At 40.8% G+C, this 16527-nt stretch carries 20 protein-coding genes; 15 read left to right on the forward strand and 5 right to left on the reverse strand.

Features of this window, described 5'->3' with window-relative positions; all coding sequences use genetic code 11:
• From SANK73390_RS14080 to SANK73390_RS14110, 7 genes are all read left to right on the forward strand, one after another.
• Positions 1–1448 (forward strand): hypothetical protein (locus tag SANK73390_RS14080; protein WP_462766678.1); only part of this gene is annotated, 1448 nt, incomplete at its 5' end.
• Between the two features lie 91 nt (positions 1449–1539).
• Positions 1540–2043 (forward strand): hypothetical protein, encoded by a 504-nt coding sequence (locus tag SANK73390_RS14085; protein ID WP_462766680.1) that lies wholly within the window; start codon positions 1540–1542, stop codon positions 2041–2043.
• A gap of 13 nt (positions 2044–2056) precedes the next feature.
• Positions 2057–2542, forward strand: a complete 486-nt coding sequence (locus SANK73390_RS14090) for a hypothetical protein (protein WP_462766681.1) — start codon at positions 2057–2059, stop codon at positions 2540–2542.
• A gap of 224 nt (positions 2543–2766) precedes the next feature.
• Positions 2767–3135: an eCIS core domain-containing protein gene (locus SANK73390_RS14095; protein ID WP_462766683.1), complete on the forward strand. Its 369-nt coding sequence runs from the start codon at positions 2767–2769 to the stop codon at positions 3133–3135.
• 527 nt (positions 3136–3662) lie between these two features.
• Positions 3663–4433 carry a DNA/RNA non-specific endonuclease gene (locus tag SANK73390_RS14100; protein ID WP_462766685.1) on the forward strand — a complete coding sequence of 257 codons (771 nt, stop codon included), beginning with the start codon at positions 3663–3665 and terminating at the stop codon, positions 4431–4433.
• 368 nt (positions 4434–4801) lie between these two features.
• A complete protein-coding gene (locus SANK73390_RS14105) occupies positions 4802–5455 on the forward strand; it encodes a ParB N-terminal domain-containing protein (RefSeq protein ID WP_462766687.1) in 654 nt (217 codons plus the stop codon).
• A gap of 487 nt (positions 5456–5942) precedes the next feature.
• Positions 5943–8243 carry an ADP-ribosyltransferase family protein gene (locus tag SANK73390_RS14110; protein ID WP_462766689.1) on the forward strand — a complete coding sequence of 767 codons (2301 nt, stop codon included), beginning with the start codon at positions 5943–5945 and terminating at the stop codon, positions 8241–8243.
• Between the two features lie 165 nt (positions 8244–8408).
• Here the strand turns inward: SANK73390_RS14110 and SANK73390_RS14115 are convergent, their stop codons facing one another.
• From SANK73390_RS14115 to SANK73390_RS14130, 4 genes are read right to left on the reverse strand one after another with little or no spacing between them, the layout of a single operon-like run.
• Positions 8409–9179: a M48 family metallopeptidase gene (locus tag SANK73390_RS14115; protein WP_462766691.1), complete on the reverse strand. Its 771-nt coding sequence runs from the start codon at positions 9177–9179 to the stop codon at positions 8409–8411.
• Complete coding sequence (locus tag SANK73390_RS14120) at positions 9157–9528, reverse strand: TM2 domain-containing protein (protein WP_462766693.1); 372 nt, start codon at positions 9526–9528, stop codon at positions 9157–9159. Before SANK73390_RS14120 ends, SANK73390_RS14115 begins: the two co-directional genes overlap by 23 nt.
• 11 nt (positions 9529–9539) lie before the next feature.
• Positions 9540–9764 (reverse strand): membrane protein insertion efficiency factor YidD, encoded by a 225-nt coding sequence (gene yidD / locus SANK73390_RS14125; protein ID WP_462766695.1) that lies wholly within the window; start codon positions 9762–9764, stop codon positions 9540–9542.
• Positions 9757–9981: a DUF4177 domain-containing protein gene (locus SANK73390_RS14130; RefSeq protein ID WP_261592113.1), complete on the reverse strand. Its 225-nt coding sequence runs from the start codon at positions 9979–9981 to the stop codon at positions 9757–9759. The genes yidD and SANK73390_RS14130 overlap by 8 nt, the downstream gene beginning before the upstream one ends.
• Positions 9982–10275: 294 nt before the next feature.
• Here SANK73390_RS14130 and SANK73390_RS14135 point away from each other — a divergent pair, with 294 nt between their 5' ends.
• Positions 10276–10878, forward strand: coding sequence for an alpha-ketoglutarate-dependent dioxygenase AlkB (locus tag SANK73390_RS14135; protein ID WP_462766697.1), 603 nt, complete (start codon positions 10276–10278; stop codon positions 10876–10878).
• 69 nt (positions 10879–10947) lie between these two features.
• Here the strand turns inward: SANK73390_RS14135 and SANK73390_RS14140 are convergent, their stop codons facing one another.
• Positions 10948–11694, reverse strand: coding sequence for a hypothetical protein (locus SANK73390_RS14140; protein ID WP_462766699.1), 747 nt, complete (start codon positions 11692–11694; stop codon positions 10948–10950).
• 180 nt (positions 11695–11874) lie between these two features.
• Here SANK73390_RS14140 and SANK73390_RS14145 point away from each other — a divergent pair, with 180 nt between their 5' ends.
• From SANK73390_RS14145 to SANK73390_RS14175, 7 genes are all read left to right on the forward strand, one after another.
• Positions 11875–12291, forward strand: a complete 417-nt coding sequence (locus tag SANK73390_RS14145) for a hypothetical protein (RefSeq protein WP_462766701.1) — start codon at positions 11875–11877, stop codon at positions 12289–12291.
• A gap of 50 nt (positions 12292–12341) precedes the next feature.
• Positions 12342–12740 (forward strand): 3TM-type holin, encoded by a 399-nt coding sequence (locus tag SANK73390_RS14150; protein ID WP_462766702.1) that lies wholly within the window; start codon positions 12342–12344, stop codon positions 12738–12740.
• A 289-nt stretch (positions 12741–13029) separates the two neighbouring features.
• Positions 13030–14475 carry a phage tail sheath family protein gene (locus tag SANK73390_RS14155; RefSeq protein ID WP_462766703.1) on the forward strand — a complete coding sequence of 482 codons (1446 nt, stop codon included), beginning with the start codon at positions 13030–13032 and terminating at the stop codon, positions 14473–14475.
• 134 nt (positions 14476–14609) lie between these two features.
• Positions 14610–15056, forward strand: a complete 447-nt coding sequence (locus SANK73390_RS14160; RefSeq protein WP_119860781.1) for a phage tail protein — start codon at positions 14610–14612, stop codon at positions 15054–15056.
• A 50-nt stretch (positions 15057–15106) separates the two neighbouring features.
• The gene (locus SANK73390_RS14165) at positions 15107–15562 is read left to right on the forward strand and encodes a phage tail protein (protein WP_261592119.1); all 456 of its coding nucleotides are present in this window, start codon (positions 15107–15109) and stop codon (positions 15560–15562) included.
• Between the two features lie 23 nt (positions 15563–15585).
• Positions 15586–15789 carry a hypothetical protein gene (locus SANK73390_RS14170; protein WP_462766704.1) on the forward strand — a complete coding sequence of 68 codons (204 nt, stop codon included), beginning with the start codon at positions 15586–15588 and terminating at the stop codon, positions 15787–15789.
• Positions 15790–15791: 2 nt separating this feature from the next.
• Complete coding sequence (locus tag SANK73390_RS14175) at positions 15792–16526, forward strand: CIS tube protein (protein WP_462766705.1); 735 nt, start codon at positions 15792–15794, stop codon at positions 16524–16526.
• Position 16527 lies beyond the last annotated feature (1 nt).

Raw genomic sequence — 16527 nt, forward strand, 5'->3', positions numbered from 1 at the left:
AAGTTACTAATCTTGCCAACGAGCATTTACCATCACACATTGATTTAACCCAAAGTGGCATGGTGACTGATTCAAGCATTCAAGCCGGTGAAATCAATGGCATGTTGATAGGTGATGGTGCACAGGTGACTAACCTTGCTAACGAACACTTACCTTCGCAAATAGATTTAACCCAAGAAGGCGCTGTTACAGATTCCTATATTCAAGCGGGCGTATTTACAGGTGATGGTTCACAGTTAACCAACCTAGACGCATCTCAGCTTATTTTGGGGCAAATCAATTCAAATGTAATGTCAGAAAAAGGCGATAGCTGGAACTTTGATGAGTGGTTTTCCCGTTCACTCAAAGCACACCTGAGAGAAATGGAAGTGCCATTTAATTTTGTTGATAAATATGGTTTTAGAGATCTAAAGCCACTTTCTCATATGGGAAAGTATGGAGTTGCGCAGCTACAAGACTATCGCTACTTTACAGTATCGTATAATGCGAATAAATATGTAATGCGAGAGAAGTTAGGTTTATGGGACCTTAATTTTGGCAGTTCAGGATTACTTGCTTTTACTCAACCAAGTCAAGACTTATATTTGTATAATTTCAAAGATAAGCTGTATGCGATTGACCTTGTTGATAATGCGCTTAACTTTTATAGTCATGAATTTACACATATTAATGCACCTTTTAATTTATCAGAGCCTTCAAGTAGTCATAATATAGAAAAAATGGCGAGCACATTTACTATCAAAGACATTTATAGTGACCCAGTGTATTTATATGTTTTATTAGAGTTAGATAGTGGTTTAGAATCCAAAGGGTCTGTGATTATTCGTATGGACCCACAGGCCAATTTTGATGAACTAGATTTTAGTGATGTACAAACTATGTTTGTTAATGATGGGTCAGCGTTTAGGGTACTAACAAACACTGTTACTTACCGTGTTCCTAACAGTACTTTAATTCCAGAATCACAGCAGAGCATAACTGAGAATGAGTATAATGGTATATTTATTCGCCAACCTAGTAGCCGCATTATACTCATAAATGGAGGTGCTGGTTCTATTTCAATTTCTTATAATTCTGAGGATAATTTCTTTACGTCTGATCCGACTATAATAGAGTTTTTAATTGCTGGAATACAAAGTGAAATCAACATTATTGATTGTTTTATTGACTATATTGGTAATGACAAAGTAGCAGTAGTTTTTAGCACCCTAGAAAATGGCAATTATAAAAATTATTTTACCTTGTTAGACCTGTCTGAAGAAACTATTGACCCCGTATTTAACAAAGGCCAAATACTTGTATTGAATCATGAGCAGTTATTTGCAATTGCAGATACAAATAATATAGCTCTTAGCTACATCAATGGCACTTTTACACTCACTCATGCTCAGCAAGGTAATGTGATGCAGGTCATTAATATTCCTGCTAATAAAATACCACCTCAGTAATTATCATTTCGATATTTATCTCTTCGCAGGTTTATCGTTTTAGCAAGCAACCTGCCACTTCAACTAGAAAACCCTCCTAAAGGAAAACCCTATGAATAATTTTGTAAATGTTATACAAAAACTAGAAGAACTTAGTGCTCGTGATAGTAACAAAGCTAAAAGCTTAAATTTACTCAACAGTGCTATTTACCAAGTGCGTGCTGATATGAATCAATACCTTGATATGCAATCAACAGACTTACATCGTTTAGAGGATATTGCTGATGTACTGGGCTATGCTGGTCGTGTTGTTGCTGCAAGTGATGACTTGCCAACGAGCCCGATTGATCCAGCCATGTTTGGCGTAACAGAGTTTTACGTAGGTGATTACTTTTTGGTTAAAAATGGCCCCGAACGCGGTATTTATCCAATCACCATTTTTGATGATGGTTCTGGTTTTAAAACGTACGATCTAGACCCTGCTTTAAAACGCTATTTAGGTGATGTTGCTGTTGTTGTGCTTAAGCTCGTAGAAAACGACTTAGTACAAAAACACAGTATTCTTAGCCTCTCGAGTGACATATGGCAAGAACGTGTCATTGTGTCCAATCCTTAATTATCCATAACCTATGTTTACCACACTACGTGAACGGCTAAAGCGCTATTTTATTACTGGGGCAAAACCCACTCAGGCGCAATTTGCTGAGTTTTTAGATGCGGCGCTTATTCAAAGCGATGATGGCATTATCAAACAGTCGTCGGCAGCGGGGCAAATACTGACCTTTTCACTGCCGGAACACCATCAAGCCAACACTGTTTTTCAACAAAGTGTGTGTATTCAAGGTGATTTAGTTGTTGAGGGGCAGCTACTTGGTGCCCCTACTTCAAGTGCCACAACACCAACAAGCCAAGCGTATAACGCACCCGCAAGCCAAAATACTGCTTATGGAAATACCCAATCAGTGAGCTTACCGATTGGTAGCATTTTACTTTACTGCGGCGCACAAATACCCGACGGTTTTTTAGCCTGCGACGGCCTAAACGGCACACCAAACTTAGCAGCGTTGGTGGACAACCCCATTCAACCCATTCGTTACATTATTAAAATGCGTTAACAGCGCATATTTTTTACTTATTAGTGCTACACCCAAATTGCATTTTTAACAGAACCGCGAATGCCTCAATGCAACGAGATTCTGAAATAAGTTCAGAATGACGAAAGCACACAAATTTACTTTGCCACTACAAATAGACGCTATTTTGTCACCCTGACGCAGCTCAGGATCTCTAAACGAATGGCAATCAACCCCCTAACACCACTTTCTAGCAAGGAATCAATATGTATCAGTCACTTAACAATGAACAGCAAGAGCATGAAACTCTCCCCATTCAACGCCAAAGCATGAGCAGAGAAGCACGCTTAAAAGATAACGTAGGCAGCATGATGGGCGTTGATTTAAGCCATGTAAACGTGCATACCAACTCATCCAAGCCCGCGCAACTTAACGCCCACGCCTATGCTCAAGGCAGCGAAGTACACATCAGCCCCGGTCAAGACCGACACCTAGGTCACGAACTGGCACACATTGGCCAACAAATGCAAGGCCGAGTACAAGCCACTACCCAGTTTGCAGGACAAGCGGTGAATGATGACCCAAAACTTGAACATGAAGCCGATGTGATAGGCGCAAGGGCTGAGAGTATGTGATTTTTGGGTCTATGTTAAGTATTGTGAAGCAAGTGATTTGACCCTTCTTTTTTGAGTACTTTTCCTTAAAAGAAAACACCAATTAATCTATCCGCGAAAAGCATCAGAGAACTCGTTAGAGGACATCAGGTAGTAATGCAACGTCTAACACTTTAGATTTACTGTCTTTTCATATCTAAACCGACGACTTACCCATCTATTAGAGCGGGTACAGATTTGAAATATACATTAGCGCTACTAGGACACGCTTTAGTGCATTCTAGTTTTAAAATCACGGATATACACACATATGACAATAAAGGGATTTAATAAAACTTCATCACTATTAGGTGAAATTGACGATTTGTAGCAATGAAAAAGCTGCGGCGCAATAGCTTGCACTTTTTTAAATAAAGAGCGGGTGCTAATGAGCAATAAAATGATAATGAGATAGTCAAGATAAAAACCATTAGCTTTTACTTGGGTTGTTATAGGCAATTGAAAAGAGCCTACTGCAATCACTAAATAAAATTAAAAAGGTTTGATATATGTATGCACAAGTAGAAAAGCAGAAAGAGAATAGAAGTAGAGCGGTAGCTAACTCTGCTGCTCAGAAGACAAATGGTATGAGGCAAGGGTTTGGGTTTGTTGATAATCGACCTGAAGCTGTTGCGCAAAAGAAGCTAAAAGAGGTGGTAGGTAACAGTCCCAAGGTGAATCAGGTGAGACCTTTTCAGGCAAGGAGAAATGACAATAATTCGCTTGGAGAAAGTTTACAAAATTGCCCGATACAAAGAGTTATAACCAATCCCAATTACAATGCACCTAACGCCTCGTCTGTTGACGTTCAAGCGCCACTAGCAGCAGGGCAGTCACCTGGTCAATACAATTTACCAGGTTGGTGCCTTGATGCAGACGCTGTTAATAATCCTAATAGTCATGGGCAAACCAAGCCGCACCATCATGAAAGAGGGCATTTAATTGGAAAGCAATTTGGCGGTGTTGGCACTCAGAATAATCTGGTTACAATGACTGCTAAAACAAACGGCTACGATATGCTTGCTGAGGAAAATACTATTGCGGGAATAATCAATGCTAACCCAGGCACAGTGTATACTTATACTGTGACTCCTGTGTATAACGCTGGTTTTTCATACAGTCATCAGGGTAACGTTGACCCTGCTTTGAAAAATCATGTGTACTGCCGTAATCCGGCTCCGGAATTCATTGATATGGATTTGAGACCGCAGGTGGGAGGTGCATCCGTTCACAGCGTAAGGGTAGATAACGCAGAAATGTATGCCCAACATTTATATTAAATATTTGTATCTCAGGGTTCAACCATATCTCAGCCATATCTCAGCCATATCTCAGCTATATCTCAGGACCTGACCCCAAAGCTCATGACCCCAAAGCCCATTTGCACCAGACGATCGTGACTGGGTTCGATTGTTTCCTAATATTTATGGCGCTTGGGCAGATCATGGAAAAGGACGATCAGAGTTGGTTGTATTTTATGAAAGCAATATGGAGTACATCGAAACCACTTCTATTAACAAATAAAATTAACGTTTAAAAACCTATAACAAAACCTAAAAGCCATTAAAACGTCCTTTAGCCTAATTGTTATAGGCAATTGAAAACAGCCAATAACAACCATTAAAAATAAATTTAAAAGGTTTGAGAAATGTATGCACAAGTAGAGAAGCCTAAAGAGAATAAAATTAGGCAGGTTGCTAATTCTGTTGCTCAAAAGAAACGTAACGTGAAGCAAGGTTTCGGGTTTGTAGATAATCGACCAGAAGCTATTTCGCAAAGAAAAATAAAAGATATAGCGAATCAAAAAGCAGTAAATGGAAATCAACAAATAGTACAAAGGTATCCAGAAAAAGTAGAAGGTGTGTGGATAGACAAGGCGTTTCCTGGATTGCAACTTACAATAAATGAAAAATTAACGGAAGAATATGGGGAAAATTTATACGACACTTCAAACGTATCAAACCCTACCACAGTTATGTGGGATGGAGAATATTATGATTTAGAAAATAAAAAATGGGTTCCTTTATATGCGGAGGAAGAAGGTCTTGAGCACTACAAAACAACAGAGGAGCATATGTTAATAAATATATCAAATATATCATATATGCACATGGGTAATATCCAGCCTGAGAAGATGGAAAGTATAAGAAAAGCAATTAATGGAGGTTTTTTACCACCAATAAAAGTGGTGCCAAAAGGGGAGGGGAAATATGAGCCCATGGATGGACGAAACAGAATTGAAGCATCTGTTGAGGCCGGTTATACCAAGATTCCTGCAGTAATAGTAGATACTATTAAGTAACAAGATAAATAAGGTGGGCAGTCTACGCTGGCGGGGCTGGAGTAATTATCCGCACCAGCCACCCATCTGGTTCTAGGTAAGTAGCCTTACCCCAAGCGTTCGCTCCACAAAATACTTGGTGCCAGCAGCGTGGCTATCGAATAATAACAGAAACTGTGGTTCAACTTAATGACCAACCTTTTAGTGGCTCACGTGCTAGGCGAATGATTAAATCAAGTGATCGATAAACCCATCCAATCAGAGCCTACTGATTCATACCAACCCCTTTGCTGGCTTGGATCTATCAGCCGAACGCTTTGTTAACATCAAGTGGTTCCAATATTTAGTAAGTGGCTCTTGCAAGTTTGTTAGAGCTCTTCCCATCAAAAGGGGTGTTGTATTACACCACCACATCCACCTAAACCGATGCCTTATCGCATCTTCATGACCTTCTCTTATTAGCCTTTCACTTATGTTACAGGGCAAAAGCAATCGATAGGATAAACATATGTATAAACAAACTCACAAAGCGAAAGAAAGTAAAGTGAGCGCGATAGATTACTCCAATATTGGAATTATCAATAATGGGCAGCGAAAGGAAAGTGAGTCGAGTGTTCTTCGCAGTGTTACCACACAGAGAAAGTTCAAAAGTAAGGCTCGCAACCAAGCGAATAAACGGCGTCACACAGTACAAAGGAAGAGTACTAGTCGTAATTCTAGCGGTGTAATACAGAGATTAGAGCGAGACGAACGCCCTTTTGAAAGTGGATATCATAAAGTTCTCGCAAGCCCCGAATGGTTTACAGAAGCTGAGGCATATGAAAAGCGTTTAGGTGGGTACGCATATAATCACGCCAATGCAAGTGCAGCATTAACTGCAGGTATAAATAAGTTACATACAGTCATCGATAATTATTATCGCGCTGATGATGCTGATACTGTCGATGAGGTAGTCAGACGAGCTTTTCTAAAAGACGATATACATAGTGCGGGCCAAGTTGGGTTAAATATAAATACAGCTCAAATGCTGAATGTACTTAATAATGGCAACCTACGAGAACGTATGACGGCATTTTACAACGCAGCTTATTTTACTGCTGGATTTGGAGAAAGCGTTAATAAAGGTTTTAAAGCTATAGTTCAAGATATAGTGTTTAATGGCAATGCCAAAGTTGCAACGGATCTCAATTTAAATGCCGCTGCGTTACAAGAGCAAAGACAGTGGCATGAAGGTAGTCAAGTTGAGTGGTTAAGAAGTGGTGAAACATACAGAAATAAAGATAAAGCTGATGACGAGAAATCACATAACTTTGATAGAGATATTTATGGCTTAGGGCACTTAAGTTATCAATCATCCATTGCGGACTCTGTGGAGCTAGGACAAAGTCAATCAGATCGTAAAAAAAGAAGTGATTTGTCCAGAGATAACCTACGCCATACACCAAAAAATTATGCTGATTTAGGTACGCCTTTATCAGATCGCGAACTAGCATACGCTTTTCCACAGGACGACAGAGGTTTTGTTAGTCGCGTATTCGGTACGTCGGAGGCCGATTTTAGACGAAATAACACAACAAATCGTCAGCTGCCTTGGTATGAAGGTCATGTGTATTATGAAATTAGCCCTGATAATGGTTGGTATCAAAAGTTCCATGAACAAATGAGAATGCCGCTTGTTGCTGGGTTGTCAGGTACTACAACACGAATGTTGAAAACATTTGAGTGGTTAAGTACAGGGAGCAGCTTAGTTGATTTTCGCTTGGCTATACTAGGTTGGATGCTGACCTCTTATGATCATACATTATATGAGATTTTACGCGGGTCACATATTGCAGGCGTTAAACCTGATGATGAAGCGGTTCGCATGAATGATGTTATTCGAATGTATATGCAGGTTGCACCGCTTAATACGACAGAGTTGAGAGCGAATGTTGCGGATGATCGGATGTTCCCGCATGAGGTTATATATAGCCGTCTTGCTCAGCAACATGATACTTCAAAAGAGCATTTAAAGTCACCTACTCCAGATGTTGCTGACCTTGGTGTTAAAAAGCATGCTAAAGAGGCAGCTGCGCATCCCAATGTGAGTAAAGCTCACGCGATAGCAATCACCGGGTATACCAGTAGTCTTCACTCTTTGCTTAACGCAGTTATGTCTAGCCCTGGCTTTGGCCTTAATGCAGTAACATCAAAATATATCATTCGTGGCAAGTTAGATGCTGTGATTGATGCCGTCCAAGCAAACCTCCCCGTTGAGTGGATTGATATATTAACCCCGCAAATGGCTAATATTAATTTGTTGAAGCCAACAAATATGGCAATGAACGATGAAGGTAAACGTGCTTTACGTAAAGATGTGCTCAGTCCATGGCTTGATAAACTTGTCGAAGATATTTACCCAGAATTACTACTACAAGCAAATATGACGGTTGAAGGGTTATCTAATTTACCTGCGGTTAATGGCGCTACAGTTTACCGTGGTGACTGGGAGGTAAATAGTATGTTTAATGTATATGGCACCTATACGCAAAATAGTACATTGAAAAATAATACCTTTGCTAGTTATAGCCGTGATAGGAGCAGAGCAGCAGGTTTTGCGAAAAAGTCTGGTGCGTCAGATAATAAAAGACCTGTCTTAGTTGAACTTGCACTAAGTGGTAGAGGTGGTAAAGATATCGCACCGTTCTCGAAGTATCCTCAAGAGGAGGAGGTATTATTAATGCCTGGGTCAAGTATTCGGTTTGGTGAAGCGCGAACGGAAAACATTCAGTCTGTTGATATGAAAGTAATGCCTGCAGACGAAGTTTAACCTTCGAGTTATTGTTTGCATGCTTAGGTGGGGGCTATTAGCTTACTAAAATACAATGGTAGAGCATCCTGCTTAATTTTTAAATAAATTAAGGGAGCGGTTAATGCTCCCTTTAAACTTTGGACGGAGGAGTAACTATAAGGTGGAGGATCAGCGCGTGATATTTTAATCTCGTTTGAGCTGCTTTATACGCTCTTCAAAACTTGGGTGTGTGCTTAACCAGCTGAACTCACTGTTATGCTCTTTTTTTAGTTTTGATAAGACGGATTTGATTGCTTGGTCGCTGCCGTATAGCGCATTGAGTTTAGTTAAAGCATATTTGTCTGCTTCAAGCTCTGCATGTCTTGAATAGCTGTTGTGTATACCTACTACCGTGCCTTGTAGTGCGATATTTGAGACGGCAGAAATGTCTCCGAGCAAAAAAGATAAACTCACGTACACAATCGATGAACTCACAAGCGATTCCATCACATGGTTGTGTTCAACATGGCCAATTTCATGCAGCAACACGGCGCTTAGTTCTTGCTGATCAGTAGCGAGATTAACCATCGCGTCGGTTATCACAATAGTACCATTAGCTAGTGCCATGGCATTTGCTTGGTCATTCCAATTGCGAAATTTTAACTTAAACTCACGTTCACTATCTGCTTTATCTTTGACTAATTTATCAAATAGTAGTTTGAATTCTTGCTGTTTTACCTCGCTTAGCTTGGTATTCTTAAGCTCTGAATCATCTAATGTGGTCAGGCTATTTTCATCTATGGCTTGATAAATCGATTTGGGAATGGCGGCGGCGATTTTCTCAGCCAGATAAGGAATTGATTGGGTGTAAAATTGGTAGCCTGCAAATAATACCACCACTAAGGCACTGACTATTATCCATAACCATTGTTTTTGCTGCTGTGCGTTAATTCTAGTCTCTAGGCTTGAGTTCATGAATAACGTCTTCCATTACTTTAATATTATGCTTGCTGACTATTTTCTGGCTTCTAAATAGCTGCGGTAGTTCAATTAAAAAAACCAATACTATGAGAACCCAGCCACCAATAGCAAAGGTCGCTAAGCCTATCAGCATGAGTATCAAATTTATAAAACCACGAAGCAATTTTCCGAGGTAGAAGTGGTGTAATCCTGCGGCAAAAAAGTAATTTAACACGGCATACGTATCTGGGTCTTTGACAAGCTTTTGTTCAAGCTGGTAATAGCGTTTGCGAGCGTCTTTTGATAATGACGAAACGTCGTCACGTAGCGCCTCTTCTCTGGCTCTTAAACTTGTATCATCCATTATTATTTGTCCTAAGGTAGAGGGTCAGACTTTACATCAATACAGTCAGGGTCATTGCAACGGCGAATGCGCTTAAACCCCCACCATAAGCCCTTACATAGGCCATATTTACTAATGGCTTGATGCGTATACTCCGAGCATGACGGGGTAAAGTTACAAGATAAATTAAAATGTGCTTTGGCTCCGCCATTGGCTTGATATGTGCGAATGGCACAGAGGGCCAAATGCTTAAGCACGTTTTCGTCCGAGTGTTAAAATAACGGCTTCGCGGCTCCAAAACAGCAAAAAGCGTTTATTTTCTATTACTTGGAATACAAGTTGCCAACCATCTTGGGCTTCATGGTTAAGAGTTGCTTCTAGCTTTTTGAGTGGCAGGCCGCTTGAACCCAGTAGTAACGTACCACAGCCACCTTCAACTACATGAATTACTTTATATTCGTCGTATTGAGTCATAGAACTTCCTTGAATTACTTTATTATTAACAATTGAACTTATCATCCTATATTTACAATGAAAATAAAACAACGGTGAATAGCTAATTTAAATAAGGAAGTAAGTTTATCTAGGTTACTTTAGCTTTTTTGCATAAAAACTGACAGGTTTTGGGTAATATAGCGCGCGATGTGGTTTTGATAGCAGGTGCTTAGAAGCTATCTCTAACCAGCTTAAATCGAGCCTTAAAATCCCATTTATTCAAAATACTGGTATGCTGCTACTGACATTCAGAGTTTGTTAAAGGAATAGGTCATGAAATTACCACTAACGTGTGATGCGCATTATTACTCACAATTTATGTCGCCATCGCAAAGTAAGGCTTTGTTTGAGTTTCTGATGGACAATTATGATCTATCAGAGCCTGAGGTGATAGACTTTCCCGATGGATCACAAAAGCAAATCTTGCCATGGCGAATGATTTTTTTAGACACGCAATTGGCCGAATCTGGGGGTTTTGCATTACATCATGGCAGACAAGCAACCAGCTTTGAATTGCTTGAGCAGCTGCGTCAGGAAATTGTTAAACTTACGGGTTGCGAGTTAGCCGTGGCGGTGTGCCTGTACTACCAAGATGGGGAAGAAAGTTTAGGCTTTCACAGTGACTTACCTGCTTTTGGCTCCACTGATGTAATTGCTTCAATCAGTTTGGGTGCGCAGCGCGAGTTTTTAATTCGCTCGCAAACTAACCATGATGAACAGCATAGCGTTACTTTAGAAAGTGGTTCTTTATTGATTATGGGTAAAGGCTTTCAAGATATATATGAGCACGCGCTTGTCAAAGGTGATAGCACGACAGGGCCTCGGTTTAATATCTCTTTTAGACGTTTTGGTAATAGCAAAATAAAAGCGGCTTAATTCATCGTTATAGTAAGCCGCTTGATAAGAATTGTTATTATTGGAGTATTTCAAGTCTTGGTTGAGTGCTTAAAATACTTCAACTGTTACCTCACGGTTTTGTTGTTGTTCACTAATATTCCAAACTTCTACTACACGGGTTGTGCCGCCAGTGCTTTTACATAATATTTCATTGACCAGAACACCAGCGCGTGCGTTATATTTTGCTTCTCCGTTTACACTTATCACATCACTATAAAAACCAAAACGATGGCGTTCATTAAGCAAGGTAGGTGTTTGCCCGACTAGCGAGCCAGATAAACAATTACCATTTTTCTCTCCGTTATCAATGTTTATCAAAGCTTGATAGACAACGCTGTCATAGTAACCTGGGTTAAAACCATCTGAATATTGCCAATTACCTACACTCAATTGACTGGTTAAAGTTACTTTAGGAGCTGGTGCAATGTTATGTCTAAGAGTTTTGCTGTTGCCTTGTTCATCGGTACAGTTGGCTTGAACGTATTTGGCTTTGTGCTCATGCCCTGCAGGGATTTGACCTGATAATGTTTTGTAATTTACAGACAGCACATTAATTAACACATCGGTATTTTGATCGTAAACGGCGGCACTGTGGCAGGGAGTGGGGTTAGTGAAATGCGGCGTGTAAATGATTAAGTCATAAGCTGAACTTGATTGCGTTACCATAGCATCAATTGGCGCATTGCTGTAGTAAGTAACACGGCTTGCGTTGCCATCCGTGTCATACACTATGTGTGAGGCGGCAGTATGGTAGCTTATAAATCCTAATGCAATTACCAGTGCGAATTGTTTCATTTTTAAACCCTTGTTTAATTAAATGTATTTAAATTGTGAATATATACAATAAGCCTACATTTGTTCCTTTTAAAGTGAATTTTTTGATATTGCGGTTATGAATGCAGTGGTTATTTTTCACACATATCATATTTAAACGTCTGTAAGTTACCAGCCCGTATTTTGTTATAAAGGATCAGTATGCCGCTTGTATGTGTAGACGGTGCCGCTATTAAAATTACAGTTAATGGTGCGCAGCAATTGGTTAAAACCAGCGATAAAATTCCCACCGCGACTAAGAATAAGTTGTCTCAAGGTAAAAAAGCCGTACTTACTGAAGATGATGTAAAGCAGTGGTTGCAAAAATTTCAATCAAATTACGATAACGCTGCTTTTAAGGGTGGTATTGCCATGGGTAAAGCAATTTCAGGCAAGCCCAATTTAACGGTTAAGGGAAAATCTAAGACCGCGCTTGTTACTAAAGACACACAAATAATGGCGCTGTTGCAAGTATCAAAGCCCGCGCAAAACCCACAAGGCGTGCCCGACCCTGCACCGATGATTAATATCACGATCGAGTTTACCGATGCAGGGCAAACCAAGCTTACGGTTGCCTAAAGCGCGTTTTAACACTATGCCAGCTTATTTAACTTTAACAGGAGGTCGTAATGGGGTTGTTATCGGCTTTATTTTCTTCCAAGGCACAAGAACCTATCAATGCAATTGGGTCAATACTCGATGAGCTATTTACCAGCGACGAAGAAGCGCTAAATTTAGAAATCCTCAAACAACGCGTGGCGCAGCAACCCAACCTTGTACAAAGCAAAATTAACCAGGTACAAGCATCGCACCGCAGTTTATGGGTGGCGGGTGCGCGGCCTTTTTTAATGTGGGTGTGTGGGTTAGGCTTTTTATTTGCTTTTGTGATTAACCCCATATTGCAATGGTTGTGGCCAGAGGTGGGCACGCCACAATTACCGCTTGATGCCATGATGGAGCTAACGTTAGCTATGCTGGGGTTAGCGGGTTTACGAACGGTTGAAAAACTACAAGGTGTAGCTCGATAGCACGGTTAAAAAATTTTATTTAAGTTTGTTTTACATTTTATTTTTCACATATCTCTTAGCGCTTCGTCTTCATTGCACAATTTGAAAAAAACTCACCATCAGTTGTGACTGATGAGGCGGAGCCGTGGGGTCACCCATAAAGTCTTTTGAGCACTAAGTAGGGCCCGCCAGCCGTTTATCCATTTTTATTTGGTGGGTAGGCATTGATAAAAGACTTGCTTGGTGCTCAATCCAAAATTCTTGCCATTTCGGCGTTTAAGAATGCGTTCTATTAACTAAAGGAAATACTATGTCTCAATATAAAACCCCTGACGTCTACGTTAGAGAAAAATCAATTCTACCGCCGTCAGTTGCTGAGGTGGCAACGGCTATTCCAGCATTTATTGGTCACACGACTAAGCTAAATGAAGCCGGTGATGCGGCTAACTTCTTAAATAAGCCAGTGCGTATTACCAGCATGGTGCAATTTGAAGCAAACTTTGGCGGCCCATATAAAGAGAGCTTCACGTTAATGCCAAGCTCTACAGGATATGATATTACCAATGTCGACGCTACAGACACCACAGCTGCCAAACTTGATGGCGCTATGTTCTTTTTGCACCAAGCAGTGAGCCACTTTTTTGCCAATGGTGGTGGTGCATGTTATGTGGTATCAATTGGTGCAGCTGGCACGATGGCGTCAAAAGAGGCTTATAGCGCTGGTATTGAGCTGTTAAACAAAGTCGATGAAGTTACTCTTATTTCATCGCCTGAAGCCATTGGTCTAGATGAGGTCGGCCACTATGAGGTGCAAAATAAAGCCCTTAAACATGCCGAAAAACGTATGGACCGCTTTGCACTGGTTGATGTGCAAATGCAAGAAACACCTGATGGAAAAACAGCCATCGGCCATGACTCTGAGCGCTTGCGCGCTAAAGTCACGCAGGGCTTAAAATATGGTGCCTCTTACTATCCATACTTAACGACGACTATGGCACGTAGTTATGATGAAGCAAGCGTGAAAGTTAAAGTGATGGCGTCAACTGACCCTGTAACTAGTGCTATAACTTATAAAGATGTGACGTTAGCTACACTGGGTGAAGATGTAGATACTAATCCTGATTATAACGCACAAATTTATAACCAAGCTAAAGCGGCACTTGCAAAAAATTACCTTGTGCTTCCTCCTTCACCTGCCATTGCAGGCGTGATTGCAAAAACCGACAAAGACCGTGGCGTATGGAAAGCGCCGGCTAACATCGCTTTATCTCAGGTACTTGCGCCAACGCTTGCGATAGACAGCACAGAGCAAGAAAACCTCAACGTAGATGCCACTTCGGGTAAATCAATCAATGCAATTCGTACTTTTGTGGGTAAAGGCACTTTAGTGTGGGGCGCACGTACACTTGCTGGTAACGACAACGAATGGCGTTATGTCTCCGTTCGCCGCCTATTTAATATGGTTGAAGAGTCGATTCAAAAAGCCACGCAATTTGCCGTATTTGAGCCAAACACGCCATTTACTTGGTTAAAGCTTAAAACCATGATTGAAAGTTACCTTGAAAACTTATGGCGTCAAGGTGCATTTTTTGGTGAGTCTCCTGATCAAGCTTTCTTTGTCAACGTCGGCCTAGGACAAACTATGACTGAGGATGACATCAACAACGGCATTATGAATATCGAAATCGGCTTAGCTGCAGTACGCCCTGCAGAATTCATTGTATTGACCTTCTCACATAAGAGCCTAGAGGGCTAACGAACCCAACCTAGATTGGTTGAGGCTCTGATTTATACGTTTACTGGGTTTCTCAACCAATCTTTTCTTATTTTATTGTTATCAAAGTGGCTTACCCGCTTAAGCCACAGGAATTATTATTTTTTGGAGTTTTTATGGCTACTACAGCAGCAGACATCGCAGCAGAATATCCGATCCCGGTGTATCGATTTGTCGTGAGCTTTGGCGAAGAGAGCATTCCGTTCTCTGAAGTATCAGGTTTAGACATTGGCGTTGAAACCATCACTTATAAAGATGGCTACGGTAAAAAGCATATGCCTGGGCAACCAGCAGATGTGAACATCACCCTTAAACGTGGTTTAGTGCGTCAAAAGAGCCAGTTCTATGATTGGATCTCGTCTATCAGCTTAAATTTGGTTGATAAAAAAGACATTACGATTTCTTTAACTAACGAAGACCGCTCGCAGCCATTAGTTACTTGGAAGGTCATTAATGCTTTCCCTAAAAAGCTTACTGCGCCGAGTATCAATGGTGGTTCAAACGAAGCCAGTGTTGAATCGTTAGAAATGATGGCAGACGACATTAAGATCGAATTCCACTAATTTTTATTCTCCTTGTCTTGGGCACATGTGTGCCCTTTTTGGACATTACTATGATTCAAGAACTTACAACACCTATGGTGGGGTATCGCTTTGCTGCTTTGATCACATCAGCAGCCATACCTAATCCTATAGATATTTTCTTTAAGGAGATCAGTGGCCTTAAAGTTAATCGCAGTATTGAGTATGACGGTAATCGGGCAACGGTGGGCAGTAACAAACAAACACGAACCTTAACCTTGAAGCGTGGGGTGCTGCGCACCGGTAGTACTTTGGAGCTAACAAACTTTATTAGCTTGCCGCAGTGGCATCAATTTGCGGTTCGTAATGACATTTTAATCACCTTACTGAATGACAATAACTTACCAACAAAAGCATGGCTCGTTACTCGTGCATTTATGGAAAGTTGGGAGTGGGACAGTTTAGATGCGACGCGTAATGATGTGCTCATCGAGTCTATTTCTTTTAGTTATCAAAACTTGGTGACGGTGCCTATTCCTTTTACTTAACACATTAAAGACAAGGTGTACTGATGGAAATTCAATGTGATGCCATTCGGGTCAAAGCAAGTTTATCTGAGCAAAATGAATCGGATGTTGATGATACGCAGGCTCAAAACTCTAATTCAGCCACCAGTGCGGTGGCAAGCGATGGGCAAGTTGCGCAATTAGAAAAGTCTTTAAAACGCTACATCGATAAACAATTTCAGCAATTTACTAAACAAAAAAGGCCATAAAAATGATAGGTATTGGCGCAAATGCGGCAGGGTCTCCGCTATGTAAAGTGACCTTTTATAGCAAAGTAGAGCGAGGCTCTGGTAATCAATTGGCCGAGATGACGCTCGCATACGATGTAAAGTCGTTGCAAACTAGTTATGCCAACGATATTCAAAAGTCGCAAACCATAGGTGCTGAAAGCGGTGCAAGCCAATACCAAAAGTCTTCGCCTTCTAAACTGTCAGTGACCTTTTTACTTGACGACACCATTATTGATTTACCCACCGAGTTGCTGGCAAAGCTGCAAGGGGAGATAGAAACTGAAAAAAACATTCAAACTTTGCTCAAGTATGGCACGGCGGTTCAAAGTGATACGCATGAGCCTACATACGTCACGATTCAGCCATTAAACATGACGCTTAATCATGGGCCCAGCGGCACATTTGATGGCATGTTATGTACCACCAAAGTAGAAACAGAGTTGGTCGATAATAAAGGGCGTCGCTTAAAAGCTAAGGTGCATTGTTGTGTGGTGGAATGTTTATCCGAAAAAGAAATTAAACTCAAATCAGGTAAAAGTTCACCTGATTTAACCCATGTTATCCAACACCAAGCGAGTAGTTCTGTGCTATTGCAAAGTGCACAAATCTACGGCAGTTCGCAATTTGCACATCAGGTAGCTATGGTCAATCGTTTGCCATCTATTCGCCGTGCAGAGGTAGGCGCACAAATCGTTTACCCGCCTTTGGAGCGCTAAC

The sequence above is a fragment of the Pseudoalteromonas sp. SANK 73390 genome (genome assembly GCF_054966645.1).